Annotated in this window: 31 protein-coding genes; 11 read left to right on the top strand and 20 right to left on the bottom strand. The window is 61.9% G+C overall.

Features of this window, described 5'->3' with window-relative positions; genetic code table 11:
* Positions 1-34: 34 nt before the first annotated feature.
* A complete protein-coding gene (gene carA / locus CHR90_RS01570) occupies positions 35-1195 on the bottom strand; it encodes a glutamine-hydrolyzing carbamoyl-phosphate synthase small subunit (RefSeq protein WP_229671605.1) in 1161 nt (386 codons plus the stop codon).
* A gap of 400 nt (positions 1196-1595) precedes the next feature.
* Between carA and CHR90_RS01575 the strand changes: the two genes are divergently transcribed.
* Positions 1596-2231, top strand: a complete 636-nt coding sequence (locus tag CHR90_RS01575) for a class I SAM-dependent methyltransferase (protein ID WP_170941250.1) — start codon at positions 1596-1598, stop codon at positions 2229-2231.
* Here the strand turns inward: CHR90_RS01575 and ccoS are convergent.
* The 10 genes from ccoS to CHR90_RS01625 form a co-directional block, all read right to left on the bottom strand.
* A complete protein-coding gene (gene ccoS / locus CHR90_RS01580; RefSeq protein WP_094407051.1) occupies positions 2228-2404 on the bottom strand; it encodes a cbb3-type cytochrome oxidase assembly protein CcoS in 177 nt (58 codons plus the stop codon). The two genes, CHR90_RS01575 and ccoS, sit on opposite strands and share 4 nt — an antisense overlap.
* Entirely contained in the window at positions 2392-4788 is a 2397-nt protein-coding gene (locus CHR90_RS01585; RefSeq protein WP_094407053.1) for a heavy metal translocating P-type ATPase metal-binding domain-containing protein, read from the bottom strand. The genes ccoS and CHR90_RS01585 overlap by 13 nt, the downstream gene beginning before the upstream one ends.
* Positions 4785-5282 carry a FixH family protein gene (locus tag CHR90_RS01590; protein ID WP_170941251.1) on the bottom strand — a complete coding sequence of 166 codons (498 nt, stop codon included), beginning with the start codon at positions 5280-5282 and terminating at the stop codon, positions 4785-4787. The genes CHR90_RS01585 and CHR90_RS01590 overlap by 4 nt, the downstream gene beginning before the upstream one ends.
* 67 nt (positions 5283-5349) lie before the next feature.
* On the bottom strand, positions 5350-6873 hold the full coding sequence (gene ccoG / locus CHR90_RS01595) for a cytochrome c oxidase accessory protein CcoG (RefSeq protein WP_094407057.1): 1524 nt from the start codon (positions 6871-6873) through the stop codon (positions 5350-5352).
* 96 nt (positions 6874-6969) lie between these two features.
* On the bottom strand, positions 6970-7848 hold the full coding sequence (ccoP, locus tag CHR90_RS01600) for a cytochrome-c oxidase, cbb3-type subunit III (RefSeq protein ID WP_094407059.1): 879 nt from the start codon (positions 7846-7848) through the stop codon (positions 6970-6972).
* A gap of 67 nt (positions 7849-7915) precedes the next feature.
* Positions 7916-8068 carry a cbb3-type cytochrome oxidase subunit 3 gene (locus CHR90_RS01605; protein ID WP_094407061.1) on the bottom strand — a complete coding sequence of 51 codons (153 nt, stop codon included), beginning with the start codon at positions 8066-8068 and terminating at the stop codon, positions 7916-7918.
* Between the two features lie 10 nt (positions 8069-8078).
* Positions 8079-8804 (bottom strand): cytochrome-c oxidase, cbb3-type subunit II, encoded by a 726-nt coding sequence (gene ccoO, locus CHR90_RS01610; RefSeq protein WP_094407063.1) that lies wholly within the window; start codon positions 8802-8804, stop codon positions 8079-8081.
* A 2-nt stretch (positions 8805-8806) separates the two neighbouring features.
* Positions 8807-10285, bottom strand: coding sequence for a cytochrome-c oxidase, cbb3-type subunit I (gene ccoN, locus CHR90_RS01615; RefSeq protein ID WP_094407065.1), 1479 nt, complete (start codon positions 10283-10285; stop codon positions 8807-8809).
* A 137-nt stretch (positions 10286-10422) separates the two neighbouring features.
* Positions 10423-10620: a hypothetical protein gene (locus CHR90_RS01620; protein WP_094407067.1), complete on the bottom strand. Its 198-nt coding sequence runs from the start codon at positions 10618-10620 to the stop codon at positions 10423-10425.
* Between the two features lie 61 nt (positions 10621-10681).
* The gene (locus CHR90_RS01625; RefSeq protein ID WP_094407070.1) at positions 10682-11470 is read right to left on the bottom strand and encodes a DUF2189 domain-containing protein; all 789 of its coding nucleotides are present in this window, start codon (positions 11468-11470) and stop codon (positions 10682-10684) included.
* 142 nt (positions 11471-11612) lie between these two features.
* Here CHR90_RS01625 and CHR90_RS01630 point away from each other — a divergent pair, with 142 nt between their 5' ends.
* Positions 11613-12389 carry a sulfite exporter TauE/SafE family protein gene (locus CHR90_RS01630; RefSeq protein WP_094407072.1) on the top strand — a complete coding sequence of 259 codons (777 nt, stop codon included), beginning with the start codon at positions 11613-11615 and terminating at the stop codon, positions 12387-12389.
* Here CHR90_RS01630 and hemN read toward each other — a convergent pair.
* Together hemN and CHR90_RS01640 are read right to left on the bottom strand one after the other, a co-directional pair.
* Entirely contained in the window at positions 12386-13780 is a 1395-nt protein-coding gene (gene hemN / locus CHR90_RS01635; RefSeq protein ID WP_229671606.1) for an oxygen-independent coproporphyrinogen III oxidase, read from the bottom strand. The two genes, CHR90_RS01630 and hemN, sit on opposite strands and share 4 nt — an antisense overlap.
* A complete protein-coding gene (locus CHR90_RS01640) occupies positions 13756-14220 on the bottom strand; it encodes a hypothetical protein (RefSeq protein ID WP_094407075.1) in 465 nt (154 codons plus the stop codon). The genes hemN and CHR90_RS01640 overlap by 25 nt, the downstream gene beginning before the upstream one ends.
* A 265-nt stretch (positions 14221-14485) precedes the next feature.
* Here CHR90_RS01640 and CHR90_RS01645 point away from each other — a divergent pair, with 265 nt between their 5' ends.
* The 3 genes from CHR90_RS01645 (at position 14486) to CHR90_RS01655 (ending at position 15914) form a co-directional block, all read left to right on the top strand.
* Positions 14486-15124: a cyclic nucleotide-binding domain-containing protein gene (locus CHR90_RS01645; RefSeq protein ID WP_229671607.1), complete on the top strand. Its 639-nt coding sequence runs from the start codon at positions 14486-14488 to the stop codon at positions 15122-15124.
* Between the two features lie 80 nt (positions 15125-15204).
* Positions 15205-15483, top strand: a complete 279-nt coding sequence (locus CHR90_RS01650; protein WP_141210842.1) for a PqqD family protein — start codon at positions 15205-15207, stop codon at positions 15481-15483.
* Entirely contained in the window at positions 15480-15914 is a 435-nt protein-coding gene (locus CHR90_RS01655) for a lasso peptide biosynthesis B2 protein (RefSeq protein ID WP_212668585.1), read from the top strand. Before CHR90_RS01650 ends, CHR90_RS01655 begins: the two co-directional genes overlap by 4 nt.
* Here CHR90_RS01655 and CHR90_RS01660 read toward each other — a convergent pair.
* Genes CHR90_RS01660 through CHR90_RS01675 form a run of 4 tightly spaced genes read right to left on the bottom strand, consistent with a single transcriptional unit; the run spans position 15911 to position 18225 of the window.
* Entirely contained in the window at positions 15911-16468 is a 558-nt protein-coding gene (locus tag CHR90_RS01660; RefSeq protein ID WP_094407081.1) for a GNAT family N-acetyltransferase, read from the bottom strand. The genes CHR90_RS01655 and CHR90_RS01660 overlap by 4 nt on opposite strands.
* The gene (locus CHR90_RS01665) at positions 16468-17070 is read right to left on the bottom strand and encodes a phage tail protein (RefSeq protein WP_094407083.1); all 603 of its coding nucleotides are present in this window, start codon (positions 17068-17070) and stop codon (positions 16468-16470) included. The genes CHR90_RS01660 and CHR90_RS01665 overlap by 1 nt, the downstream gene beginning before the upstream one ends.
* A 21-nt stretch (positions 17071-17091) precedes the next feature.
* Complete coding sequence (locus CHR90_RS01670) at positions 17092-17631, bottom strand: phage tail protein (protein WP_094407085.1); 540 nt, start codon at positions 17629-17631, stop codon at positions 17092-17094.
* 30 nt (positions 17632-17661) lie between these two features.
* Positions 17662-18225 carry a phage tail protein gene (locus tag CHR90_RS01675; RefSeq protein WP_094407087.1) on the bottom strand — a complete coding sequence of 188 codons (564 nt, stop codon included), beginning with the start codon at positions 18223-18225 and terminating at the stop codon, positions 17662-17664.
* 343 nt (positions 18226-18568) lie between these two features.
* On the opposite strand from CHR90_RS01675, the gene CHR90_RS19375 reads away from it, so the two are divergent.
* Both CHR90_RS19375 and CHR90_RS01680 read left to right on the top strand, forming a co-directional pair.
* Positions 18569-18742 (top strand): hypothetical protein, encoded by a 174-nt coding sequence (locus CHR90_RS19375; protein ID WP_170941252.1) that lies wholly within the window; start codon positions 18569-18571, stop codon positions 18740-18742.
* A 111-nt stretch (positions 18743-18853) separates the two neighbouring features.
* Positions 18854-20704, top strand: coding sequence for an asparagine synthetase B family protein (locus CHR90_RS01680; protein WP_170941253.1), 1851 nt, complete (start codon positions 18854-18856; stop codon positions 20702-20704).
* Here CHR90_RS01680 and CHR90_RS01685 read toward each other — a convergent pair.
* Together CHR90_RS01685 and CHR90_RS01690 are read right to left on the bottom strand one after the other, a co-directional pair.
* Positions 20698-21516, bottom strand: coding sequence for a sulfotransferase domain-containing protein (locus tag CHR90_RS01685; RefSeq protein WP_094407091.1), 819 nt, complete (start codon positions 21514-21516; stop codon positions 20698-20700). The two genes, CHR90_RS01680 and CHR90_RS01685, sit on opposite strands and share 7 nt — an antisense overlap.
* Positions 21513-22427 carry an HPr kinase/phosphorylase gene (locus CHR90_RS01690; RefSeq protein WP_094407093.1) on the bottom strand — a complete coding sequence of 305 codons (915 nt, stop codon included), beginning with the start codon at positions 22425-22427 and terminating at the stop codon, positions 21513-21515. Before CHR90_RS01690 ends, CHR90_RS01685 begins: the two co-directional genes overlap by 4 nt.
* A gap of 211 nt (positions 22428-22638) precedes the next feature.
* Here CHR90_RS01690 and CHR90_RS01695 point away from each other — a divergent pair, with 211 nt between their 5' ends.
* Genes CHR90_RS01695 through CHR90_RS01705 form a run of 4 tightly spaced genes read left to right on the top strand, consistent with a single transcriptional unit; the run spans position 22639 to position 25022 of the window.
* The gene (locus CHR90_RS01695) at positions 22639-22845 is read left to right on the top strand and encodes a PqqD family protein (protein ID WP_229671608.1); all 207 of its coding nucleotides are present in this window, start codon (positions 22639-22641) and stop codon (positions 22843-22845) included.
* Positions 22846-22855: 10 nt separating this feature from the next.
* Positions 22856-23650, top strand: coding sequence for a 2OG-Fe(II) oxygenase (locus CHR90_RS01700; protein WP_094407096.1), 795 nt, complete (start codon positions 22856-22858; stop codon positions 23648-23650).
* On the top strand, positions 23647-24291 hold the full coding sequence (locus CHR90_RS19380) for a hypothetical protein (RefSeq protein ID WP_170941254.1): 645 nt from the start codon (positions 23647-23649) through the stop codon (positions 24289-24291). Before CHR90_RS01700 ends, CHR90_RS19380 begins: the two co-directional genes overlap by 4 nt.
* Complete coding sequence (locus CHR90_RS01705; RefSeq protein ID WP_170941255.1) at positions 24288-25022, top strand: class I SAM-dependent methyltransferase; 735 nt, start codon at positions 24288-24290, stop codon at positions 25020-25022. The genes CHR90_RS19380 and CHR90_RS01705 overlap by 4 nt, the downstream gene beginning before the upstream one ends.
* Here the strand turns inward: CHR90_RS01705 and CHR90_RS01710 are convergent.
* A complete protein-coding gene (locus CHR90_RS01710) occupies positions 25019-26749 on the bottom strand; it encodes an ABC transporter ATP-binding protein (protein ID WP_094407100.1) in 1731 nt (576 codons plus the stop codon). The genes CHR90_RS01705 and CHR90_RS01710 overlap by 4 nt on opposite strands.
* Between the last annotated feature and the right edge of the window lie 112 nt (positions 26750-26861).

Genomic DNA, 26861 nt, shown 5'->3' on the forward strand with positions numbered 1-26861 from the left:
GGGCGTTTAGGCGGAAGGTCGACGGGCAGAACGTCTAGCGTTTATGCGCTTCGATCAGCTTCGCGAACCGGTCGAACAGATAATGGCTGTCCGAGGGGCCGGGGCTGGCTTCCGGGTGATATTGAACGGAGAAGACCGGGCGGCTGTTCAGGCGGAAGCCTTCGTTGCTGCCGTCGAACAGCGACACATGAGTCACGGTCGCATCGGCCGGTAGGGTTTCTTCGCGCACGACGAACCCGTGGTTCTGGCTGGTGATTTCGACCTTGCCGGTTTCGAGATCCTTAACCGGATGGTTCGCGCCGCGATGGCCGCGATCCATTTTCTTCGTCTTGGCCCCCAGCGATAGGGCGAGCAATTGATGGCCGAGGCAGATGCCGAAGATCGGCAGATCCTTCGCCAGTAGCCCTTGGATGGTCGGCACGGCATAAGCCCCGGTCGCCGCCGGGTCCCCTGGGCCATTGGACAGAAAAACGCCATCGGGCTTCAGCGCCAGGATGTCATCGGCCGTGGCGGTGGCCGGAACCACCGTCACCCGCGCGCCCGTTGCGGCTAGGCAGCGCAGAATATTCTGCTTCGCGCCATAATCGATGGCGACGACGTGATGGTCCGGGCTGTCTTGCTCCGCATAACCGGCGCCGAGGCTCCAGGTCGATTGCGTCCAGGCATAGCTCTGACGGGTTGAAACCTCGATCGCGAGGTCCATGCCTTCGAGGCCGGGCCAGGCCTTCGCTTCGGCCTTAGCGGCCTCAATATCGGCATCGGTAATGCCCGCCGGATTATGGACGATCACACCGGTCGGCGCGCCCTGGTCGCGGATCAAGCGGGTCAGGCGGCGGGTATCGATCCCAGCAAGCCCAACGAGGTTCCAAGCCTTCAGCCACGCATCGAACTTCTGCACCGATCGCCAGTTGGACGGCTCGGTCACATCGGTCTTGACGATCAGGCCGCGAGCGGCGGGCGTCTTGGTTTCGATATCTTCCGGGTTCGTGCCGGTGTTTCCGATATGCGGGAAGGTGAAGGTAATGATCTGTCCGGCATAAGACGGGTCGGTCATGATTTCCTGATAGCCGGTCAGCGACGTATTGAAGCAGACTTCCCCAACCGATCGCCCCGACGCTCCGAACCCACGCCCCCACAGTACAGTGCCATCTTGAAGAATAAGAGCGCCGGTCGGGGTGGGGGCGGCATCGGTCATGGCATTCCTCATAAAAGGCTGGCGGGCGGGCAAATTGCGGAGCCTATACGGGAGCCGCCCCCCAGGGTCAACCCCACGGGGCCTATTTTCCAAGCATAGCCGCCCCCCGCTGGCCGGATTGCGGTTTAAGGCGCGCGGGCAACCGTTGCCCCCAAAACAATCTTATGGTATTTCAGCCCTATAGCGACAGAAAAACCACTGTGTTCCTGCCGCTCCCGATTCAGCTAATTTTGGATAAAACCGGATGATTACCGAAGATACTAAAAAAAATTGGGAAGAATTCGGAAAAAATAATCCTTACTACGGCGTTAATACTGCCGAGGTCTATCGGGGCTCAGAATTAGACGAGGAACGTAAACGCCGCTTCTTCGCGCAAGGCCGCGCGCACATTGATTGCCTGATGCGCGGCCCCATCGCCGCGCGCCACAGCGGCCCGTTCGGCACCGCCGTCGATTTTGGCGTCGGCGTCGGGCGGTTGGCGATTCCACTTACGCAGTATGCCGATCAAGTTTGGGGGGTTGATATCGCCCAATCGATGCTGGATCGCGCCGCCCGCCACGCGCAGGAAGCTGGGGTTGGGCCGCTCAACCTATGCCGGTCGGTCGCCGATCTGCCCCAGGACGTCGATTTCGTCCATTCCTATATCGTTATCCAGCATATTCCCGTCCCAGTCGGCGAAGAGATTATCTTGGGGCTTTACGATAAACTGCGCCCCGGCGGCATCGGCGCGCTGCATGTGCCGATTTCGGACGCGCGGGCGCCGTTAAAGCGCTATGCCGCCCTCGCCCAGAAATACATCACGCCGCTGCGCTATCTCTTCAATCTGCTGCGCGGCGCACCACTGTCCGATCCGGTGATGCAGATGAATATCTATGACATTAACCGGATCGCGGGCCTGCTGCTGAAGCGCGGCGCGGTCAATCTCCAGCTCGCGCGCACCCCCTCGGCCTGGGAAGGCGTCTATATCATCTTCACCAAAGGCGATAGCGCGAGCGCTGGAACCTGGTGGACGCCAGAAGCCGAAGGGAAACTCTAAGCCTTCGGTTTCTTATCAGGGTCGGGCAGCGGCGAATCATCATCGAACAAAATACGGTTCGCCGCCCCGTCCATATCCTCATACTGCCCGGATTTGAGCGACCAGAGGAAAGCGGCCAGCGCCCCGCCGCCCAGCAACAGGCTGACCGGGATTAGATAGATCAGGATATCCACGGCACCCTCCGACGCGCCAAACGGAAACTATTGGCGATAACCAGCAGCGAAGACGACGACATGGCCGCTGCTGCGATCAGCGGCGTGACCAGCCCGGCAATCGCCAGCGGCACCGCCAGAAGATTATACACCAGCGCAATCAGCAGATTTTCCCGCGCCAACCGCTGCGCCGCCCGCCCGGTATCGAGCGCGAGAAGCACGGGGGCGAGTTTTTCGCCCTGGAAGACCAGATCCGCCGTCGTCTGCGCCACATCGGCGGCACTGGTGGGAGAGAGGGAAACGGTCGCCGCCGCCAGCGCCGGGGCGTCGTTCAAACCATCGCCGACCATCAATACGTTCCGCCCTTCGGCGCGCAGATTTTCCAGAAAAGCGACCTTATCCGCCGGGGTTGCCCCCCCGCGCCAGTCGGTCATCCCCAGCGTCTCGGCCACGGCTTGGGCTGCGACGGGCCGGTCGCCAGAGAGGAGCGCCAACCGATAGCCCTGCTGGCGTAGGGCATCCATCACCGCCCGTGCATCGGGGCGCAGCGGATCGGTAAAGATAAAGCGCACCGGCGCCTGACCGGGTTCGGTAAACCAAAGCTCCGGCGCGCTATCGTCCGCTGCCCCCGCCCCGCCGCAGAAACTGCGGCTGCCAAGGCGCACCTCGCCGGTCGGGGACGTCCAACGCAGCCCGAGACCTGGGATTTCCTCGACACCGTCGCGGGCGGTGCCGGGACCGGCGGCCTCCACCAGCGCCCGCGATAACGGGTGGCGGCTGGCGCGCGCCAAGGTCGCCGCGCGGTTGAGGAGATCGGCGGAATAGCCCTCCCGCGCTTGAAGAACGGGCCGACCGAGCGTTAGTGTCCCTGTCTTGTCGAAAACAATGTCGGTCACGCCGTCGAGCCGTTCCAGCGCGGTGGCGGATTTCAGCAGCACGCCGCGCTTCATCAGGCGGGCGCTCGCCAACACCTGCACCACGGGCACCGCGAGGGCCAGCGCGCAGGGGCAGGTGATGATCAGCACGGCCACCGCCGCATAGAGCGCATCCTGCCAGGGCGCCCCCATTCCGAATACCCAGCCGAGGAAGGTCGCCAGCGCCGTTACATGCACGACCGGCGCGTAGCGTTTCGCCACCCGGTCGGCCAGCGCGATGAAGCGCGAGCGGCGCGACTCCGCCGCTTCCATCAGGCGGACGATTTCGGCCAGCAACGTGCCGTCGCCGGTAGCAGTCGCTTCGCAGGTCAAGGGGGCGCCGAGGTTCAGCATGCCCGCGTGGACCGTATCGCCGGGCTTTACCGAGCGCGGCAGGCTTTCCCCCGTGACAAGACTGGTATCGAGCGCCGACGTGCCCTCAACAACGCAGCCATCGACGCCAATGCGCTCGCCTGCCGCGACCAGAATGCGGTCGCCGACGGCCACGCGGTCGGCGGGCAGCGTCGTAACCGTGCCGCCTTTGCCCAGCACCCGCACCGCCGTTGTCCGCAAGGTGAGCAATTGTTCGGCGACAGCCCGCGCCGCACCGCGCGCATAGTGATCGAACACCCGGCCAACCAGCAGGAAGAACAGCAGCATGGTCACGCCGTCAAAAAAGGCGTGCTCCGCCCCCTGCGAGGTTTGATAGAGGCTCATCAGCGTCGTCAGCGTCACGCCGATGGAAACGGGCACATCCATATTGGTGTGCCCCTGGCGCAACGCCGCCCAGGCTGATTTGAAGAAGGGCTGCCCGGCATAAAGCACGGCGGGCAAGGCAATCAGCGCCGAAACCCAATGCAGCAAGTCGCGCGTCGCCTGCCCCATGCCCTGCACATGTCCGGCCCAAATGCCGACCGACAGCAGCATGATATTCATCGCGGCAAACCCAGCGACGGCGAGCGCCCGCAACAGTTCCTTACTCGTGCGATCACGGGCGGTTTTCAGGCTTTGCGGATCGAAGGGAATCAGCCGATACCCGAGCTTTTCGATAGCTTCCACCGGGCGGCGCCAATCGTCCGGCGTGCCGTGCCAGGTGAGGCGCAGGCGGCTGGTGGTCATATTGACCCGGCCTTCCAGCATGCCCGGCAGTTTCGCCAAAACCGCTTCGATCAGCCAAACGCAGGCCGCGCATTGCAGACCATCGACCATAACGGTCAGGCTGGCCGTCCCCGTGTCCTTTCCCGGGCGAACGAAGGCGGCCATGTCGGCCCCCTCCTCCTCCGGGCGGGGGGCGCGGGCGTCGGGATCGAGGCACCGGCGCGCGTAATATTGATCGAGACCGAGGTCATGGATCAGCGCATAAGCGCCCGCGCAACCGTGGCAGCAGAACCGTTCCCCCGGCTCGATACTAGCCGCGAGAGGCTCCCCGCAATGGGCGCAAGCGGTTAGCGCCGGACTCTCGGGAACCGCCTCGGCCCGCAGCGCTGTCATCGCACGATCAACCGCTGATCGAGCACGGCATGGTCCGTGCCCCGGCGCACCACCATACGCGCCTCCCACTGGCCCGGGCGCAGACCGGTCACGGTCGCCTGCGCCGTCCCGCCTTCGACCGGCAGGGTCAGAACCGGCAGGCTATCGCCCTCCAACGGGCGCGACAGGGTGAGTTGCACGACGGCGTCAGCGAGCGGCCCGGTGGCATCCGTCACAGCGATCACCACCCGGCCCGTGCCCTTGGCGGCATCGAACCCGCTAACGGTCGTCTGCGCCTGCCACCCGAGTTTCGCTTGCTCCCGCGCTGCCGCCAGCAACTTATTATAGGCGATACCGCGCTCGTAAGGTTTTTCGACAACCAGCCCTACGGGCTGCCGGGTCGAGTAATAAAGCAGAAAACCATTGGGGATCAGCACGGTCAGAAACCCAACGACGAAGACCCATGGAATCCAGCGGGACCGGCGAGAAAGATCGGCAGCGGGTAGCGTCGTCATAATCGGCTCCTCAATCATAGAATACACATTCCCAAGGGCGCGGGCGCTCACCCGCGCAGGGGATGCGCTAGGGAACGGGCGGGCCGATGAACAAGGTCTCGGCGGCGGCACGTTCACCGGTTTTGCTGTTCTTAACCGCCACGGTGACGGATAGGCGTTCCTGCTGCAACTGGGCCTTCGGCGCCTTGACGAACAGCCGAATGGTGCTGACCGTATCGGCGGGCAGGACGAGTTTTTCCGCGCTTAGCTCGCTATCATCCTGACCGCGCACCGCAAGGTCCGCCCCCGGCAGACCGGTAACGCTTAGCGTGAAATCCTGGGCGTCACGCTGCTTGTTGATGATCTTCAGCGTATAGGCATTGCGGATGCTGCCATCGGATAGGCCGACGAACAGCGGCGCCCGGTCGCGCAACACCGTGATTTCCGTCGTCGCGCGCGACAATAGCCCCCACAGCATGACGGCGGACAGGATCACCAGCGCCGCCACATAGATAAACGTACGGGCGCGGAAGAATTTATACTTGGCCTCCTTGCCCGCCGCTTTCGCCTGCTGATGCGCCAGCGTATCCCAGGTAATCAGGCCTTTCGGCCGGTCCACCTTGCTCATGACCTCGTCGCAGGCATCGGCACAGAGACCGCAGTTGATACATTCAAGCTGCACGCCGTCGCGGATATCGATGCCGGTCGGGCAGACCGCCACACACTGCTTGCAGTCGATGCAGTCGCCGCGCCCGTCCCACGGGTCGCCCGCCTTATGCTTACCGCGCGGCTCGCCCCGCCATTTCTGATAGGTGACGATGAGCGTTTGTTCATCAAGCATCGCCGCCTGAAAGCGCGGCCAAGGGCACATATAGGTGCACACCTGCTCCCGCGCCCAGCCTGCCAGCACATAGGTCGTCGCCGTAAACAGGCCGACGAAGAAATAGGTCGTGCCGCCCGCCTCGCCGGTAAAAAACTGCCGCGTGACGGTTGGAGCATCCTGATAATACATGATCCAGGCGCCGCCAGTGGCCAGGGCAATGACCAGCCAGATCGCGTGTTTCAGCAGCTTCTTGCCCCATTTCGAGGCCGACCAGGGCGCTTGATCAAGGCGCATCCGGGCGTTGCGGTCGCCTTCGATCCGCCGTTCGACCCAAAGGTAAAGATCGGTCCAAACCGTCTGCGGGCAGGAATAGCCGCACCACAGCCGCCCAAACAGGCTCGTGACCAAGAAGAGCGCGACGGCGGCCAGAATCAACAGGCCCGTGAGGTAATAAATTTCCTGCGGCCAGATTTCGAGACCGAAAAAATACCCACGCCGCCCATCGAGATCGAGCAAGATTGCCTGGTTCGGCAAGCCCGGTCCCCGGTCCCAACGCAGCCAGGGGACGAGGTAATAGACCGCAAGGCAGAAAATCAGAATGGCCCATTTGACCTGACGAGCCGGACCGCTGACCGCCTTGGGGTAAACTTTCACCCGATTGGCATAGAGCGAGTCGCCCGCCGACTTCAGCGTCTCGCGCTGCTGTTTGGCGGAGAGAACGGGATCGCTCCCGTCAGGATGAAGGGAAGCGGGCTTTGCCGCGGTCCGGGCTACCGGCTGGTCGGCCATTCTCTAAAACTCCACCCCGCCCCGCGCACTGCAGACGCGCGGGGCGGGGTTCTATCGTCAAGTCACAGGATACATGGGTGGGGACTCGCAGCCGCCTTACTGGCCGCCCCCCAACGAATGCACATAGAGGGTTACCATTTTGATCTGCGCCTCGGTCAGACGGCCCGACCACGCCGGCATCACGCCTTGACGCGGGGCGCTGATCTGCTTAACCAACGACGCTTTGTCGCCGCCATAGAGCCAAATGGCATCGGAAAGACGCGGCCCGCCGAGGTCTTTCAACCCTTCGCCTTTGGCACCGTGGCAGGCGACGCATTGTTCGCCGAAGACCACCGCACCGCGCTTAGCCGCATCGGACAGGGCCGTGCCCGCCGGGGTGCCGAGCGCCAGAACATAGTCGGCCACATCGCTGATCTGGGCCGGGGTCAGCAGACCATCGGCGCCGAAGCGCGGCATCGCCGAGTCGCGGGCATCCGCCCCGCCGTTGCGGATCCCGTGGGTAACCGTCTGCTGGATCGCGGCGCGCGTGCCGCCCCACAGCCAATCATCGTCCGCCAGCACGGGGAAGCCGCCGGGGCGGCCCGACCCGCCGACGCCGTGACAGGGGGCGCAATTATCGTTGAAAACAGCGCGCCCGCCGGTCAGGGCGAAAGTCGCCAGTTCCGGGTTCTTCTGCACATCGTCAATCGGCGTTTCTGCCAGCTTGGCCATCATCGGTGCGCGCTGGTCCGCCGCCTGCTTCAGCGCGGTTTCGATATTCTGCCGCTCGGAATAGCCGAGAAGCCCCTTGAAATAGGTCCCCCCCAGCGGCACCGAGGGATAGAGTATCATCCAGATGACACCCCACACGATGGTGGCATACAGCGTGTAGAGCCACCACTTCGGCAGGGGCGTATTGAGTTCCTTAATCCCGTCCCACTCGTGGCCGGTCGTATCGGTGCCGGTAACGGCATCCTTTTCGATTTTCGTCGGCATGGCCGTAATCCTTCATGCAAATCCCGAGCAGGCGGCAAAGCCTGCGACGACGCATTTGCGGCAAATCTCAGCGGTCGTCTTCGAGCGGAATGCGGGCGTGGGCATCCATCGCCTTACGGCGCTTGGGCCAATACACCCAGACAATCATCCCGATGAACAGCATCAAGACCCAAGCGATCCAGTAGGACCGAACTGTCATGTAGAGATCGACGAGATCCATGACGCGCTCCTTACTGCTGGAGATCCTTGAGGGTCAGCGCGTTGAAATCGACCAGCGTGCCGAGCATCTGGAGGTAGGCGACGAGCGCGTCCATCTCCGTCAGCTTCGCGGGGTCGCCGTCGAAATCGCCCGTCACCGCTTTCGGGTAGCGCTTCAGCAGCGCCGCCGTATCGGCGTCGGGGTTGGCCTGATCCCTCAGATCCTTCTCCGCTTGGGCGATTTGCTCCTCGGTATACGGCACGCCGACGCGCTTGTTCGCGGTCAGATGGCCCGCCGGATCGACGAACTTCAACTCGCGCTGTGCCAAGAAAGCATAGGCGGGCATCACGGAGCCGGGAACGATGGCCTGCGGATTTTCCAAATGGGCGACGTGCCAGGCGTTCGAATATTTGCCGCCGACGCGCGCCAAATCCGGCCCAGTGCGCTTCGATCCCCACTGGAACGGCTTGTCGTACTTGCTTTCCGCGGCAATCGAGTAGGGACCGTACCGCTCCACCTCGTCCCGGAAGGGGCGAATCTGCTGGCTATGGCAGAGGTAGCAGCCTTCACGGACGTAGACATTGCGGCCCGCCAGCTCAAGCGGTGTATAGGGGCGCACCCCTTCCACCTTCTCGATGGTGGTTTCGACCGTGAACAGCGGCACGATTTCGACCAGACCGCCGATGGCGACCGTCGGCAAGATCAGAACGCTCAGAAGCAGCGCGTTCTTTTCGATGACTTCGTGTTTGAAACCCATGATTACGCCTCCGCCTTCACGGTCGCGGCCTTCGCCACGGGTTCCGCTGCTTCACCACGCCGCACGGTCATGATGAGGTTGTAGACCATGATCAACGCGCCAACGACGAACAGAACGCCGCCCATAGCCCGGATCACATAGAAGGGGTGCATCGCCTGAACGGTTTCGATGAAGGAATATTGCAGGAAGCCGAACTGGTCATAGGCGCGCCACATCAGGCCCTGCATGATCCCGGAAACCCACATCGAGGTAATGTAGAGAACGATCCCCAGGGTCGCGGTCCAGAAGTGCCAAGCGGCCAGCTTCTTCGAGTAGATGTCCTTCTTCCCCCACAGGTTCGGCACCATGTAATAGAGCGCGCCGAAGCAGATGAAGGCGACCCAGCCCAAGGCCCCGGAATGCACATGGCCGATGGTCCAATCGGTGTAATGGCTGAGCGCATTCACCTGACGAACCGACATCAGCGGGCCTTCAAAGGTGCTCATCCCATAGAAACCGACGGCGGAAACCGAGAAGCGCAGGCCCGGATCGGTCCGTAGCTTGTCCCAGGCGCCCGAGAGGGTCATGAGGCCGTTGATCATGCCGCCCCAGGAAGGCATCCACAGGATGATCGAGAAGACCATGCCCAGCGTCTGCGCCCAATCCGGCAAGGCAGTGTAGTGCAGATGGTGCGGACCCGCCCAGATATAGAGGAAAATCAACGCCCAGAAGTGGATGATCGACAGGCGATAGGAATAGATCGGACGTTCGGCGCGTTTCGGGATGTAGTAGTACATCATCGCGAGGAAGCCGGCGGTCAGGAAGAAGCCCACGGCATTATGGCCGTACCACCATTGCACCAGCGCATCCTGCACCCCGGAGTAAACCGAGTAGCTCTTAGCGCTGAACAGGCTGACCGGCATCGACAGGTTATTACCGATGTGCAGCATAGCGATGGTGATGATGAAGGCTAGGTAGAACCAGTTGGCCACATAGATATGCGGCTCTTTGCGCTTCATCAGCGTGCCGAGGAAGACGATCAGATAGGCAACCCAAACGATGGTTAGCCACAGATCGATGAACCATTCCGGTTCGGCATATTCCTTACCCTGGGAATAGCCCAGCACATAGCTAAGCGCCGCCATCACGATGAAGAACTGATAGCCCCAGAACACGAATTCGGCCAGGGCGCGCCCGCCGAACAGCGGCGTGCGGCAAGTGCGCTGTACGACCTGGAACGAGGTTCCGATCAGCATCGACCCACCGAAAGCAAAAATCGCCGCCGAGGTGTGGACCGGGCGCAGACGGCCGAAGGTCGTATATTCCAAACCCAGGTTTAGGGCCGGAAACGCCAATTGAAAGGCGATATAGGTGCCCGCCGCAAACGCCACCACGGCCCAAAACACAGCCATGATCACAAATTTGCGGACGACATCCTCATTATAGGCCTCAACAGCGCGCGCGGGCGCGGCCGTCGATCCCAGGGCCAAGGTTGCGTCCATGATGGCAATTCCCAATTACGTCAGAAACCCGGCGTGAGTGCCGCCGCCTTGGCCACACTCTTGCCGGAATTATCTTTTTGATTATGCGGCGGCTGCCGCACAAAGACCTTGATCCAAATCAAGCCCCCGGCGCACGCCTAGGCGTGGCGTTCTTGATCAGCCCGATCAAAATGGCCCTTGATCAGTTGGAAATTGAACAGGACGGCAAAAACGAACAGCGATAAGCCGAACAGGTGAACTTCCGAATCGTGGGCCCCCGAGGCCATGAACAAGCCGCCGATCCCCAGCACGGCCACGAAAAGGCCGATGATGCTATCGATAAGGCCGGTCTTCATACTGCAGCTCCTTATGCAAAGGGCGAGAGGAGAACGGGGGCCACACTATCCGGGTTGCGTGTCAATTAGGCGGCGTCACAAGGTCACGGTAAGCATGCCAAGTGGCGTGGCCGATCAACGGCATCAGAAGAATGAACCCCAGGTAAAAGGTTGCGATACTTACCGCAGTTGCGAAAGCGATCAAGCCCGCCCAAAGGGCCATGGCCGGCCAGTTGAGACGCACCGCAAGAACACTCGTCGCCACCGCTTCGACGACGTTCACGTCGCGGTCCAACAGCATCGGGATCGACACGCAGGACACCGCAAACGCAATCGCCGCCAAGGCCGCCCCCAGAATGGTCCCGACCACTAGGAAGGTCAGGCTCATCGATGGGGTCAGCAGAAAATCCAAAAGGCTGGCGACCGATACATCCCGCACGCCGTAAAACAGCGCGAAAAGCAAGGTCGCCGTTCTGATCCAGGCCAGATGGATCATCAGCAAGAACATGCCCATCAAGCCCAACTGCGTGGGATTGCGGGCGATGCCGTCGAACCCGACGCCCAAGCTGATGGGCTGCCCGGTTTCAAGCCGCCGACTAATCTCATACAAGCCCGCCGCCATCATCGGCGCTACCAACGCAAAGCCTGCGAGCATCGGCAGCAGCAGAAACGGCAGATCCGCCCCGAACAAAACCAGCGTCAGCGCCAAGCTGACGGCAAAAACGGCGCACCCGTAGGAAAGGCTTAAGAACTTTTCCCGTTGCAGATCGCGCCAGCCTGCCGCCAGCCACTGCCAGGGCTGATCGACGGGCACCGACTTGATCTGCGGTGCGATTGGTGAATAAACGGGTAAGGTATGGGCCATGGTCATGCTTCCCCCCCGGGGTCATTTGTGAATGACCCGTGCTTTTGATACGCCGGGCCTTGCTGGAATGCCTTGATGCAGATCAAGGCCCGTAAACTCTGCCCGACCTATAGCCAGAGTAGAATAGAGAAATAAGGATTCCCGCGCAATGTCGTCGCTGCACGCCGATTTTTTGGCCCTCGCCAGCCTCTGTAGCCCTGATTGGGCGGGCGGTTTCGGCACAGCGGGGCTCTACTCTGGACTCCTTCTCGCAGGCGCAACCGGAAGTTTATTGCACTGCGGCCCCATGTGCGGCGGCTTCGTCATGGCCCAGGTCGGAAAACGCATGGAACTCGCCGCATCCGGCCCTTTGTGCGAGCGCGCCCGCCTGGGACATGCCAGCCTGCCGCTTTATCACCTGGGGCGGCTGACGACCTATGCGCTGCTCGGCCTTATCGCCGGGGGGATCGGCTCGGCGTTTGCCGCCACCCCGCTTTTTCGCTGGGGCGTCGCGGCGCTGCTACTACTGGCCGCCGGGATGTTGGGGCTGGTGGCCTTGCGCGGTTTCGGCGGCGCGCTCTTCGTGAGTTCCGGCACCGGGGCAACGGGAACCGGCAGCCTCGGGCGTGCGATGGGGCAACTCCGTCGCTTCTTCGACCGCCCGCTGGGCTGGCGCGGCTATGGCCTGGGGGTGATCCTGGGGTTCCTGCCGTGCGGTCTCGTCTATGCCGCCCTCACGGTCGCCGCTGCCACGGGTAAACCGCTGGCGGGGGCGCTGGCAATGGCGACCTTCGGTCTTGGCACCGTGCCGACCCTCGTGGCCCTCGGGTTACTCGGACATCTCGCCGGGCGGCGCTGGCAATCGGCTGGACGCAAAGCCGCCCCCGTGCTGCTGGGCCTCAACGCCCTGCTGTTATCGGCTTTGGCGTGGAAGGCGATTCTTTAAACCGCCTGCGAATAGCGCCCCGCCCCCACCCCCAGATACGCATCGAACACGGCAGCGACCGAGCGGACGAGCGGGCGCGCCGCCTCGCGCACCGTAACGACCGAGCCGTTGACGGACACAAGCCCATCATGGCTTAGGTCGGCCAGCGCCAACCGTTCGGCGAAGAAGGTTTCGTCGGAACCGAAACGCCGGGCTTCTGCGGCAAGATCGACCGTTAGGTCGCACATGATCCGTTCGATCACCGCGCGCCGCAGCCTATCGTCCGCCGACAGGCCGATACCGCGCGCCACGGGCAGGCGCCCCTCGCCGATGGCCGCGCGATAGTCCGGCGCCGTCAGAACATTCTGAATATAACCGTCCGGCAGCGCGCCGATGGAGGAAGTCCCGAACCCCAGCAAGGTTTCCGCTGTATCGGTCGTATAGCCCTGGAAGTTCCGGCGCAGAACGCCCTGGCGCAACTGGCGGGCCATTTCGTCGCCCGGCTTTGCGTAGTGATCGAGGCCGACGCGCTCGTATCCCGCGCGGGCAATCCGGTCGGCGGCGGCCTGATAGAGCGCATAACGCTCCATCGGCGGCGGCAGCCGGTCTGCCGGGATCAGCGCCTGATGCTTCTTCATCCACGGCACATGGGCATAACCGAATAGCGCCAACCGATCCGGCGCCAACGACAGGCTGAGATCGACCGTCCGCGCCAGGGTTTCATGGGTCTGCGCGGGCAGGCCGTAGATGAGATCGAGATTGATCGAGCCAATCCCCGCCGCCCGCAGCGCGCCCGCCACCTCGGCGGTTTCCTCGAAACTCTGCACCCGGTTGATGATCTGCTGCACCTCAGGATCGAAATCCTGCACGCCGATACTGGCGCGGGTTAGACCGATGGCCGCGAACTCCCGCACGCGCGCCGCATCGACGCCGCGCGGGTCGATCTCCATCGCTACTTCTGTGACCGACGACAGATCGAAACGCCGGTGCAAATGCTCCATCAGGGTCATCAGCCGGTCATAGGGCACCAGCGACGGGCTGCCGCCGCCGAAATGCACGGCTTCCACCGGCAAACGCATGCCGATCCGCTCCGCCACCAGATCGATTTCGGCCAGCAGCAGATCGATATAGGCGCGGATGGGCGCATCATTGCTGACCACCGTGGTATGGCAGCCGCAGTACCAGCAGAGTTGCTGGCAAAAGGGGACATGCAGATAGAGCGAAATCGCTTGCCCCGCAGGAAGCCGGGCCAGCCAATCGGCATAGGTTTCTGCCGTGACGGCCGGGGAGAAATGCGGCGCGGTCGGGTAACTCGTATAGCGCGGCACCCGGCCTTCAAAGCGGGCAATTTGATCGGCGGTCAGCGGCGCTGCGGCGGGATGCGGGATCACACGGGCAAAAGCGGTTTGCACAGCAGCACTCCTTCCAGCGCGTGGCCCGCGCCGCGAAACTGATCAATCAGTCGCGTATCCTGGCGGGCCAGCGTAATTTCGATGGCAGAACAACCCGCCGCCGAGGCGGTTTCTTCCAGATGATGCAGCAGCAAATCGGCGGCACCTTGGGTATTGAGAAAATCGAGCGCAACGAAGCAATCGACTGCCAGCACGTCCCCATGCCGCAATGAGCGCGCCTTGCGATAGGAACAAAGGCCCGAGAGATACCCGCGCGCGTCCTTCACGGCAGCGAGGCTGGGCGCGCGGCGACGATTGGCCTGCGCGGGGGCGGCCTGACCGGCGGAGCGCGCAAAACTGCGCCAGCCCGCCAGGGTCATTTCTGGCGCTTCAATCTGGATCAAGGCGAAGGCTTGATCGACCTCTCTCGGGGTCAAACGGGTGGTGATCTGGAACCGCATCTCTCTTTCCGCCTTTGGGCAGGATCAAGGCTAACCCTCTTCCCCCCGCAAGCGTCATTGATCTGCGTCAATCAAGTGGGTGACATTGAGCGGGCAGCGGCGCATACTTACACAATCGCTCATGATACCTGCCTGGATCGGACCTGTGACGACGTCTTTCTCGCCTTCCTTGGGGTCTTCTCTTCCTGCGGCGCGCGTGTGCCCGGAAGATGAAAGCCGTCTTTGTGCCGATTGCAGCGCACGACCCTGGAGCATGTGTGCGGGCGTGCCGGATTCCGAACTCATGGTGCTGGAACGCGCCGTGACCGACCTGCATATCGACCCGCGCGGCACCATCGTCGATGAAGGTGAACCGGCGCAGCATATGTTCAATGTCACCGCCGGAACGGTTAAGGTCTATAAGCTGCTGCCCGATGGACGCCGCCAGATTATCGGCTTTCTGATGGCCGGGGATTTCATCGGTCTCGCCGTCCGTCAATCCTATGCCTATAGCGCCGAAGCCGTCACACCCGTGCGCCTCTGCCGCTTTCCGCGCAAAAAGCTGGAAGAATTGTTCGAACGCTACCCATCGATGGAAAAGCGTCTACTAGGCCTCGCGGCGAACGAACTCGCGGTGGCGCAGGATTTGATGCTGCTGTTGGGCCGGAAGACCGCGAAGGAGCGGCTGGCCACCTTCCTGATCATGCTGTCCGACCGCGCCCGGCGCTTGGGGATGCCGTCCAATCCCGTCTCGCTGCCGATGAGCCGCACTGATATTGCCGATTACCTGGGCCTGACGACGGAAACGGTGAGCCGCGCCTTCACCCAGCTTAAGAACCTCAAGCTGATCCGGCTGGATACCACTAGCCAAGCCCAGATTCTGGATGTGGAAGCCTTGCGCGATCTGACCGAAGGCGGTAGCTAGGAGCGACGCCGCCGATAGGCGATTGTATCGCACTCTCGGCATCTTGACCGGCGCTCGCTTGACGAAGGGAGTCCCGCCCTGTGATTACGCTTGCCACTGTCGTTCGGCGTAAACCCGATGTCATGACCGCCGAGTTTGATGGCGAGATCGTGCTGATGGACCTCAGCGCAGGGGCTTATTTCGGCCTGAACGTGACCAGCAGCGATATTTGGCGTCATTTGGCGGAGCCTATCCGGGTCGAAGCCCTCTGCCGGACCCTCGCGGGTGAGTATCAGGACGATCCTGCCATCATCGAAAACGATATTCTCGTCCTGCTTCAGACCCTCGAAACCCGGGCGCTGCTGGATATTGTGCCGTGAAACGCCTGCGCCATCGCGTGCGGGTTTTGGAGGCGATGGCCTATCTGCTGATCCTGGGGCCTTTGGTGCGGCTGTTCCCGATCGCGGTTCTGATGCGCTGGATTGGGGTTGGCCTTGATCCACACCCCCCGATAACAGGGTTAAGCCCGCTGCCCCTCGCCCGTGCCACCGATGCCGCCGTAACCGCCGCCGCTCGCTGGCTTCCCTGGCACCCGGTCTGCCTACCACAAGCCCTCGCCGCTGGCATGATGATGCGGCGACGCGGCTTTTCGCCCCTGCTCGGCTTCGGCGTTCAGCGGCAGCCGGAAGGGCTGGTCGCCCATGCCTGGCTCACCCTGAAAGGGCCAATGGGGGGGATCATTTGCGGGGGGCGGATGGACCCGGCCCTAACGCCATTCCGCCCAGCACCGACCCCAGAGAAACAGTCTTAACGGCGCCGAGACCGGCCCGCGCGCCACTCCATGCGCCACGAGGCGCCCGTATCGCCGACTTTCTTGAACCCCAGGCGACGATAAAGGGTAAAGGCCCGGTTGAATTTATCGACGTGCAGGCTAACGCTGCGCCCTTGCGCTGCGGCGGCCTGTTGCACCGCGACCAAAAGCGCAGCGCCCAGCCCCTGCCCGCGCCAAGCAGGAAGCAGACTAAGATCGACCAAGCGTAAATCGGGCCGCCCCGCAGTCTCGGTCTGCCAGAGATCGAGCCGACCGATGGGCTGATCCTGCGCCACAACAATCAGTCGCTGCCCGCCGAGCGTGTAATGCGCATCGAAATGACGGCACTGAAGATCGAACTGACTGTTGAGAAAGAGCGCGCCCGCGATAGGATCGAAGCCCGCCGCCGCCACCTCCTCCGCCCGGGTACTGCGGTAGAGGTCGCGCAGGAACGCCATATCCCCCGGCTGCCGCACCCGAAGCGCCAGCCCGCGCCCCGGCCAATCGGCGGGCAGGGCCACCCAAAGCCCCGCCCGCCCCAACGTGTCCGGCATTAGTTCGGGTTCACCGGATATTCGCCGTCATTACAGATGTAATAGCCCATCACCAAATAGGGTTGAAGGTTTGGGTGTGGATCGGTTTGCAACTGAGCATTGCCATAGGCAGGGGATACTTTCACCCCTAATTGGGTTTCATTGCTTGACGGCGGAACGTCATACGCATTGATCGGCTTTGCGACGCTACTATTAATACCCCGGCTAAGCAACGAGGTTCCAACCAAATTGGGGGCCGTTCCCGTCGCCTGCGCCGCACCAGTTACGCCAGCGGTTGCCGAATTGGAAATCTTAGTCGTGAATGTATGCGTATGGGTTGGCGCCTGATTATAGGTGAGCGTCACCGTCTCCTGCCCGGTGGCTTGGGCGAACACCCAGTTGGTGCCCGTGGTCGGTGAAACCCCGGAGTCAACGGGAATGTGCCCATTCAAATTGGGAAGGTTGAAATAGGTCTGATTATCGCCTCCAAAGCGGCTGCCAAGCAGGCTGAACAATGCCTGATACTGCTGCAAAACCATCCGCTGCCCATTGCAGGCAAACCACCCGATCGGCGCATAGCCATACGGGAACATGCGAATTTCGCCAATAAAAGCGTCTGCCATAACTGCCTCCCGAAGGTCCGATTAATTGCTGAAGTCTGGATAGAGGCCGTTAACGGCAATTGCGTAGGATAGCGCTAGACTGGGCTGAATATTCAAATGCGCCTGGTTTCCACCACCGTCCACGGTAACCGTCTGGGGCGCTATTTGAAGCAGGGTTCCCGCCTGGGCCTCGTTGCAATAGTAGAAATTGCTGCCAACATTGCCGGGAGCATTGGTCGAGGCCGGAATCATAGCCGTGGCAGTGGCTTTGGTAACGGAGATGATGTGATTATGGGGCGGGACTGTCGCCGAGGTTAGCTGAACCTGCTCCGCCCCCGCCTTTTGGGCCAGCACATAGTTTGTTCCCCCCGTTAGTTGGCCATAATGCACCGGGCTGCGTCCGCGCAAATCGGGAAGGTTAAAATTTGTCGTGCCGTTGCCACCATATGCTGTGCCAATCACAGAAAAAAGCGCTTGGTATTCAGAAATGCTCAAGGACCGACCGTCACAGGGCAAAAAATTGGCTGGGGCGTATTGATTGAAGGCGAAAAGCCGAATTTCGCCGACATAAAACTCTGCCATAGGTTCCTCCTGTCGATAAAGGTGCCGAAACTAATTGCGCGCGGGCCATAGACCCTGGGTTGCAATGCAGATTTGCACGGCAAGGATCGGCTGCCGGTTTTCGTGCGGACCACCCCCACCCGAGGCGGAGATTGTCGAGGTATGGAGGGGAACCCAGTTCGGATCGGAGGGCGAAGTTGGACTAGGGGCGTAGAGATTGAAAGGTTGAGTTCCTGCCGGACTTGCCGTCGCGACCCCAATATAGTTGTCCAACGGAGCTTGCGCTGTGGTCGTGGTCGATTGCGAGGCGATAATGTTGTGATCATGCGGCGGCGTTTGCGCGGCGGTCAGCGTCACCGTCTCCGTCCCGCCGGTTTTCCCGAGCTGGAAGGCCGTCCCGCTTACCGGGGATTGGCCGCTACCGACGGCAACCCGACCGCGCAAGTCAGGAAGATTGAAATTTGTCGTGCCGTTGCCACCAAACTTATTGCCGAGCAAGGCAAAGAGCGCCTGATACTGCCTAACCTCCAAAAGCTGGCCATTACAGGGCAGCCAGTTTCGTGGTACCCGCCCAAACGCAAACAGCCTGAGTTCACCGAGAAAATTATCTGTCATTGTATTCTCCTCCGCCCGGCGCGCTTTTAAGGTGATTCGGGTCGTGCCGTGCCCTTAAAACATCATAGGACCAATCGGTTGTCACACGGGAAGTATTTCAATTTAAAAATAAAATGCATTGAAAAAAATATAAGGATATGCTATGAAGGTGCGAATGATAATTATTATTAATATCAAACTTCGTTCTGCTATTTTGGGGTTAGCACTAAAAGCGGCGTGCAAGCTTGCCATCAGAGAGAACTTGGCATAATAATTTGGGTTAATGGTATAGTCGGGTTGGCTGAGCCAATTTACTGCTTTGGACAATATCGGTTTGACGCCGAACGGGTCGGGGGTGATGTCTATGGAAATGCAACAACGCAATCTTGATAACCCGTCCAAGGCGCTATCGGTCGACGCATCGCCGATGCGTTGGATTGCTCCCTTGCAATCGATTGAGATCTTTTCGATTGCCGAATTCACACAAAGCAGTCTCAGCCCCGGCAATGATGGTTCAGGAATCAATACAGCATCGTGAAGCTCCCGAACCTCGATTAATATAAACCGGATGAGTGATTTTCGCGGTTCTATTGCGTTTGAGACGGAAGCACTAACCCAGGAAGATCGTGCGCGAATAGGCGCCAGTTTTATGAGCGTCGGGCTTGAACCCCCTCGGGTTTGGCGCGATGAGTGTGCTGCGCTGGCGCATGCCCAACGGATCATAACGGCAGAAGATCGGGCCGAACGGCAGCCCCTCGCAGACCCAGCCGGGCGCGTTATTCTTTTCGATGGGTATCTCTTTGAGCCCTCATCACTTATCGAACATTTGGGCTTTCCGCCCTATACCCCGGACTCGCAAATCGCAGCAGCGTGGCTCGACCGTTATGGGTTTGACGCGCTCCCTAAATTAAAAGGCGATTATTGCCTTGCACTGTGGGACACACGGGCGCGACGGCTGCATATCCTCGTGGCGCCAATGGCCCAGCGCCTTGTTTATTGGCACGCCCGTCCGAAAGGCTTTTGGTTCGCAACAACGCTGAGCGCGCTCCATCAGTTCCCCAGCGTTCCCAAAACCCTCGATCCGCTGCAACTCGCCCTGCACTTCACCGCCACGGTCGCTGATCCAGCGGACACGCTCTACAAAAATATCCGCCTCGTTCCACCAGGAACCCATCTCACCGCCGATACGCACGGCGTGCAGGAGCGGACCTTTTGGCGGCTCGATACCCGCCGCCGCTTGACCTTGCCAACGCCCGAAGCCTATGCCGAAACAGCGCGCGATCTATTGGACCAAGCCGTCCAGCGGAGCTTGCGCAGTGCCTCCCCGCCCGGGGTTTTAATGTCAGGGGGCCTCGATAGCGCAGGGGTGGCCGCGACCGCCGCGCGCCTGCTCGACCCGGCCCCCCTTTCGACCTATACGGTGGAGCCGCCGCCAGGACGAACGATTGGCAGCCGACCGGGGTGGTATGATCGGGAACGGCCCCATGTGGAGGCCATTACCGCCCGCTACCCCAATCTGCACCCGCATTTTTGTTATGCCGCCGACCCTTCGTCACTTGAGATGGACCCAACCCCCTTTTTTGTGGCTGGGGGGCGGATGCAAATGAACGCCCATCACTTAGGGTGGTTCGATGCCGCCTATCGCGCCGTTCAAAAAAATGGGCATCGGGTGCTGCTCACAGGCCAATCCGGCAATTTGACCCTTAGCTTCAATGGCGTAAGGGGGTTGGGCGATTTTGCGCGGACAGGGCGCCTGGATAAACTGATCCAATTGCTTCCAGGGGCGGCCCGGTTTCGGCAGATAAGCGTCTGGCGGATGCTTGAAGCCGAAGTCTTACTTCCCGCGTTACCGCCGACCCTCCGGGCAGCATTGTGGCGCTGGCGGCACCCAGGGCGAGAAACGCCCACAAAATATGCCGCGATCCGCTCGGACTTCGCTCGACGGATTGGCGTAAGCGCGACTCTCAAGGCCCTGGGCGATGACGGCCTATCGCTCTACACCACCGACAGCCGAAAGCTTATCGCCCACCATATGGAAGCACAACGCACGCGCCTGCTCGAAACCCAGCGCACCCTGAAGGCCTATTACGGCTTTGACCTGCGCGACCCGCTGGCCGACCCCGATCTGACCGAATTTTGTCTTGCGATCCCGCGCGAGCAATATCTGCTGGGCGGCGAACACCGCAGCCTTGCCCGCCGGGTGCTCGCGGACCGGCTGCCGCCAGCCCTGATCACCGAGCGCAAGTATGGTCAGCAAAACCCAGAATGGTTTGCCCGCCTCTCCGCTCAACGGGAGAGTTTTGCAGCGGATATCGAGCGCTTGGCCACACACCCCCTCGCCGCCGACATGCTCGACCTGCCGCGCTTGAAACAGTTGATCGACACTTGGCCTGCGGATGCCGAGGCGGCGCAGGCCCGGCGGTTCGACTATGAAGTCGTGCTGGCGCGCGCCGTTCAAACCGGGCGCTTTATTCGCTGGGCGACCGGCAGCAATCAGTGATCGGCGGGAAGATAGCCTAAGCGGCGCATCATTGGCCCGTGATCCGCCTCGATCTGGGCCACCTGGGCAGGGGTCAACCGGTCGCGCCAGCCCTGCACGCGCCCCTCGCCGAAAAACCTGTTCGGCCCCACGGCCTCGACAAAGCCTTTCTCGGCCTCCTGAGCCCGCAACGTCTCCAGCGTCGTCGCGGAAACGGCGACATTTACCGCCGCCGGATCGACCGGAAACCCTAAGACCGGTAGAAGTCCCGACAGGACCGCAGCAGGATCGGCGCGCATCGACTCGTAAGAAACAACATGGACGGGAAAAGGCATCGGGGCGAGCCAGCTTTCGACGTTTTGGCTCCAACTCCCCCAAGACTCTAACAAACGCGGCTGAAGCCGATAGCGCGAGCGGCTCATAAGCTTATTCCGCGTTCCCATCATCTCAATGGCCGCATCGATACTCCGGTCGATATGCCGCGCGAGCGAGAGGGCGACATCGCGCGGGTCGCGCACCAGATAGACCGCCCCCAGTGTAAATTCCCACGGTCCGCACATCGCATGGGTTTTAAGATAGGCAGGCTCGGCGTGGTCCTGCGCCCATTTCTTTAGGGCTGAAGGCCACCATGCCAAAATTTCGGCATCCGTTAAGTCAGAAGCAGCAAGGCCGATCTGCTCATCGAACTGGGTTCGGCTGTTAATCGACCAGCCATCTTCTGCCATGTCGTTAATATCAACAACCGCTTTGCCCCGACGATAGGATTGCAGCAACAAGCGCAGCCACGTATTGCCAGATTTTGGGTAAGAGGCGAGCCAATAAATCCCGCTCATCCGCGCGGCATCTCCGCAAGCGCGCGAACCCGGTCGACCAATTCGGGAAGATCGGCAAAATTATCGCTGCGCGCCACCTCGGCCACGGGGGCCCGTTCCACCAGTCGTGCCAAGCCTTGTAGTATCAGCGCCTGCTGCCCCATCGCCAACCCTAGCCGCCAACGGTGGATAATATCGAAGCGCCGCAGGGCCGCGAGCCCGCGCAAGACCCGCGTTTCCCGCTGATCGGGGGAAAGCTCGGTCCGCAGCAAAACAATCTGTGCGGGCGGCAAAGGGGCGGTCTGGAACAAGGGGGCGGGGATCGGCAGATGAACCTTTTCGAGTTCCATCCGGCTGCGCTCCAGCCCATTGGTCGGGATTTGGAGTTGGCTGGCCGTATCCTTCCAAAGCTTGACGCGCGGAAAAGCGGGATAGACCAGCACCCCTTGCGGCTCGGTAACGGTCACCGCACAAAGATCATCACTAAGCAACCGATAGCCGCGCGCCGAAAACGCCGCCGCCAAGGTCGATTTCCCGGCCCCTGAAATACCGGAGATTAATAAGGCCTGCCCGCCGATATCGATCGCGCTGGCATGAAGGGGCAGCACCCCGCGCTGAAAACAGAGCGCCGCAAACACGGTTCCCAACAAAAACACGCGAATGTCGGGCGCATCGAGCGGTAAGGACGGATCGACGATAATGCGCTGCCCCGCCTCCACCCAATAATCGGCAACGGCGGGGATCGAAACCCGCACGCCCGATGGGCCAATCTGGACCGCCGGGCTGAAGCTGGTTAGGTCGGGGGTCACGGGCGGAACAGGCCCGATCTCAATCGTCACATCGGCATCCCGCCCGTCGCCCTGCCACGGCAAAAGATCGGGAATCGGCAACTCACTGCGAATACGCCACCCAAAAATAGAATAATCGTTCATACGTCCCGACCGGCCCTGATCTTGATCCTGATTGGATGAGAGGAAAATTCTGGGATTGACCCTATCACGCTATTCGCTCTTAAACACGCTATGATCGGGGTAATAATACGGGAAACGAAAGGCAGGGCTGGGAATTATGGTCGCAAAAAATACGGTGATAGTGCGGAATGACGCGATCCTAAGTGCTGCCGTCGGAGGAGAAACCGTGCTGATGAGCGCCGAACAGGGGCAGTATTACGCCCTGACGGCAACGAGCCACGATATTTGGGATCGGCTGAAAACGCCCGTCCGCGTCGCCGACCTTTGCGCAGCCTTGGCCGAAGCCTATGGCGTACCGCTCGAGACGGTGGAAACCGATACGCTGGCGTTCCTCGAGTATCTCGAATCCCAAGCCATGATTAAGACGGTCCAGGCCTAGGGGCCGCCCTATGACCTCGGTTCTTCACTCCGTCACCCCTGCCGATATTCGGCTAACCCCCTTTCCCCATATCGTTATCGATAACGCGCTGCCGCCCGACCTCTACACCCAGATCGCCGCCGCTTACCCAACCCTCGACCAGATCATGCCGCCCCGCAGCGGCGATCAGCCGTATCTCAGCAATAGCCGCTATACGCTATCGGCCTGGATAACCGCCCTTCTGGATGATCTCGCCCCCGCCTGGAAGGCGTTCATCGCGCGGCACAGTAGCCCGGCGTTTTTTGAGGAGGTGGTGAGCCTGTTCGACGGGCATTGGCCGCAGGCTCTGCTCCATCACCTCGGCGGCAGTTTGCGCGGCCATCGGATGGGCCTGCTACAGCCGTCCAGCGACGACCCGCCCCGCCTGTCCCTCGATGCCCGGGCGGAGATCAACACGCCGGTCTATGGCGCGGCATCGGTGTCGCGCGGCCCGCACCTCGATACGCCGAACCGGCTGTTCACCGGCCTGCTGTATTTCCGCGCCGAGGAGGATGATTCCACTGGCGGCGAGTTGCACCTGTATCGTTGGAAAAACGGCCCCATCGCCGGGTTCGACACGTTTCAACTGCCGGAGGATAGCGTGGAGGTTGCGGTTACCCTGCCCTATCGCGCCAACCGCCTCGTGCTTTTCCCTCAGCAAATCGGCGCGCTGCATGGCGTCGGCCTGCGTCCCCCCACCCCTCACGTCCGCCGCTATGTGTTTCTGACGGCGGAACTGGCGGAACCCTGGCTGACGCTCCCGACGGACGAGGACAGGGCGCGATGAAACTGCTGGTTCACGGCATGCAGTCGAGCGGCGCCACCGCCTTTACCCTCTTTCTCGCCCAGCGACCCGATTGCGTCGCCCTTGTCGATATCGCCAACCGCTTCCCGGCCCCCGCTGTCTCGCCAAGTCTCGACATGGTGGCGAAAACCGTCATCACCACGGCCTTCCCATTGGCGGTTCACCAGCAGCGCTTTCAGCCGGATAAAACCATCCTGCTGCTGCGCGACCCGCGCGATAATTACGTTAGCCTCGCAACAAAGCATTACCGCGACGATTCCGGCACGATGGCAGAAAAATTCGTCCTGCTCGATCAGGCATTTCTGGCGCGGTCGGCGGTCGATGCGGTGATCTATTACGAGGATTTCGTTGCGCGGTCGCCCGATGTTCTGCGCACGGTCGCTGGTCTCGGCTGGCCGGTGAGCGAGGATTATTATACCTATCACCGCCGCCACGAGGCGATCTTGGCAGATCTTTGGACGCATCTGCCCCAGCTTTTTACCGAGATGGACCTTGTGTTCGGCAATGTGCAGGGCCGGGAGGTGACGGATCGCAAACAGCGCAAAGCCTGGGATGCGGCGGTCGAAGCCCAGCTCGAACGTCTCTGCCCGCACCTGCTGGCCCATTACCGCGCCCGATCGTGACCCACCGTCTGCGCGCGTGGCTGAAACGCACCCCGCTCTTTCCCGTCTTGCGCCTGCTCAACGATCTCCGGGTCGGTGGGGATGCCCGGCAGATCGCGCTCTTAACCCTGCTGCGCCCACGCGGACTATTCCAGCCCTCCGGTACCACTCAGGCCAATCGCTACCCTGATATTTTTGCACAGGTCAAAGCCCAGTTGGGCGATCAGCCCGGCCTGCGCCTTCTGTCCTTCGGCTGTTCGACCGGCGAGGAGGTTTTTACCCTCGCCGATCTGTTCCCCACGGCCAGTATTCGGGGCATCGATATTGCCGCCGCCCGCATCCGGGCCTGCCGGGTGCGCTGGCGACGGGCAGGAAGCCCCTCGCGCCTTGAGTTTATCCGCGCGGGATCGACCGAGCAGGAGGCCAGTGGATGCTATGATGCGGTGTTCGCGATGGCGGTCTTCCGTCACGGGTCGCTCGGCAGCGCCCCGCCCGTCTGCCAGCCTTTGTTCGATCCTGTCGCCGCCGAGCGGGCCTTGATAGACCTCGCCCGCCTGCTGAAGCCGGGCGGTCTTCTCGCCCTCCGCCACGCCAATCTCCGCTTCAGCGATCTTAGCATCGCGGCGGCGTTTGAACCGGTCTATCTCTGCCCGCCGCTGCCCAAAATCGTAACGCCGATCTATGGGGTGGATGGACGGCTGCGGCCCGGCCTGACGGGGGACGATGGGCTCTATCGCAAGAAGCGGGTTTAAAGAGGCCCGACTCGGGCCGGTTCCTCGCTGGGGATCGTCAAATCGATCCGATGCTCCGCCAAGGCGATGCTGGCGGAGCGATGGGCGATGACCAACACCGTCATCTGACCGCTTAGGGCCTGAAGGGCTTCTAAAATCTGAGCTTCGGCGGCATTGTCGAGGGCGCTGGTAGCCTCGTCGAGGACCAGCAAGTCCGGGTCTTGCAGAAGCGCCCGCGCCAGAACGATGCGCTGCCGTTCGCCGCCGGATAGCCGCGCCCCGCGCTCGCCAACCAGCGTCTCCAACCCATTCGGCAGACGGCGGATAAAACCCGCCGCCGCACGGTCCAACGCCGCCCACAAAGCCGCCTCGTCGGCGTCGGGCCGCGCTAACAATAAATTGGCGCGGATCGTGTCGTGGAACAGAAAAGGGTCTTGCGGCACATAGGCCACCCGCCGCCGCCAGGCAATGCGCGCCCCGCCACTGAGCGGCCTCCCATCGATGAAAACCGCCCCCTCCGTTGCTTCAGTCAACCCCATCACAATATCAGCCAGCGTGGACTTACCGGCGCCGGACGGGCCCGTCAGGGCGGTGATCCGCCGGGCGGGAATCTCCGCCGTCAGACCCCGGATCGCCCACGGGGCCGAGGGGCTATACTGGTATCCGACCCCGACCAGCCGAAGGGCCGTGCGTAGAACCGGTGCGGTCTCAATCGGCGGCTCCGCCTCGGCCCTATAGGTGCGGATCTGATCGCGAACGGCTTCATAGAACGGCAGAACGCGCACAATCTGCCGCCAATGGTCTTGCAAACGCAGCGCCATTTGGGCCAGCCGCCCAAAAATCAGCAGCAGCGTGAGTACATCGGCAACGGCCAACCCCATCGCCTCCACCCCCGCCCACACGGCCCCGGCGGCAATCGCCGTGGCGAGCAAGGTTTGCACGCGCCCAGCCCGGGCAAAGGCCCGCGCTTGGTCAATCTGCGCCCGGCGCAGCGTTTCAACCTGGGCAAAAAAAGCGACGGCGCGCAACCGCTCCGCGCCCAAAACTTTCAAAATCCGCAACCCGGCTAACTCGTCGGCCACCTCGGCACTTAGGGCGCGGTTGCTGGCGGCGAACCGGGTGGAGAGCGCATAGGCGCGGCGGTTCAGTGGCATCAGCACGGCAACCCCGCCCAGGCCAACGGCCAGCGCAAGGGCGGTAAACAGCGGGGAAAACATTACCGCGACCGCCAGCAGCACCGGAACCTGGACCGCCGACGCAAAGGCCCGCAACAGTTGATCGACGGCCCAGCCCGCTTGCGACACTTCCGCTGTCAGACTATGGGCTACCGCCGCCGGACGCAGACCGCGCGCCGCCGCCCAGCCCATCGCCATCACAGCGTCATAGAGGCGGCGCCGCAACGAGTCGCCATAGTCGATCACGAGGCGCAACACCGCGAGGCTATGGGCATAGACCAAGCCTGCTAGGACGAGGGCTACGGCAAGATAGATCGCCAGCGCCCCCGATAGGCCAAGCGCCTGCCCCGCCGCTGCCAGGAAAGGGAGTTTGGGCGGCGCGCCGGTAAGGCCGAGCAGCGTTAAGATCGGGTGCAGCAGCAGCAGGCTACCGCCCTGCACTAGCGCAAGCAGGCTGGCCAGCACGGCAATCCCCCAAAAACGCGGGCCGCTGACCACCAAAACATCGCGGATAAGATCGCCAACAACCCGCAGCCCCGCCGATGGGCTGGCCGGGCGAGAAGTCTCGGTCATTCTGCATCCCTTTCGGGCGCTATCTTTCGGGATTGCAGAACGGCTGGCAACGACAAACCCACCTGCCCGCGCGGTGGGCGCGCGGTAGATGTCGGGGCGACCCTCATCGAGG

Origin of the sequence: Elstera cyanobacteriorum, from assembly GCF_002251735.1 — a bacterium.
GTDB lineage: Bacteria > Pseudomonadota > Alphaproteobacteria > Elsterales > Elsteraceae > Elstera > Elstera cyanobacteriorum.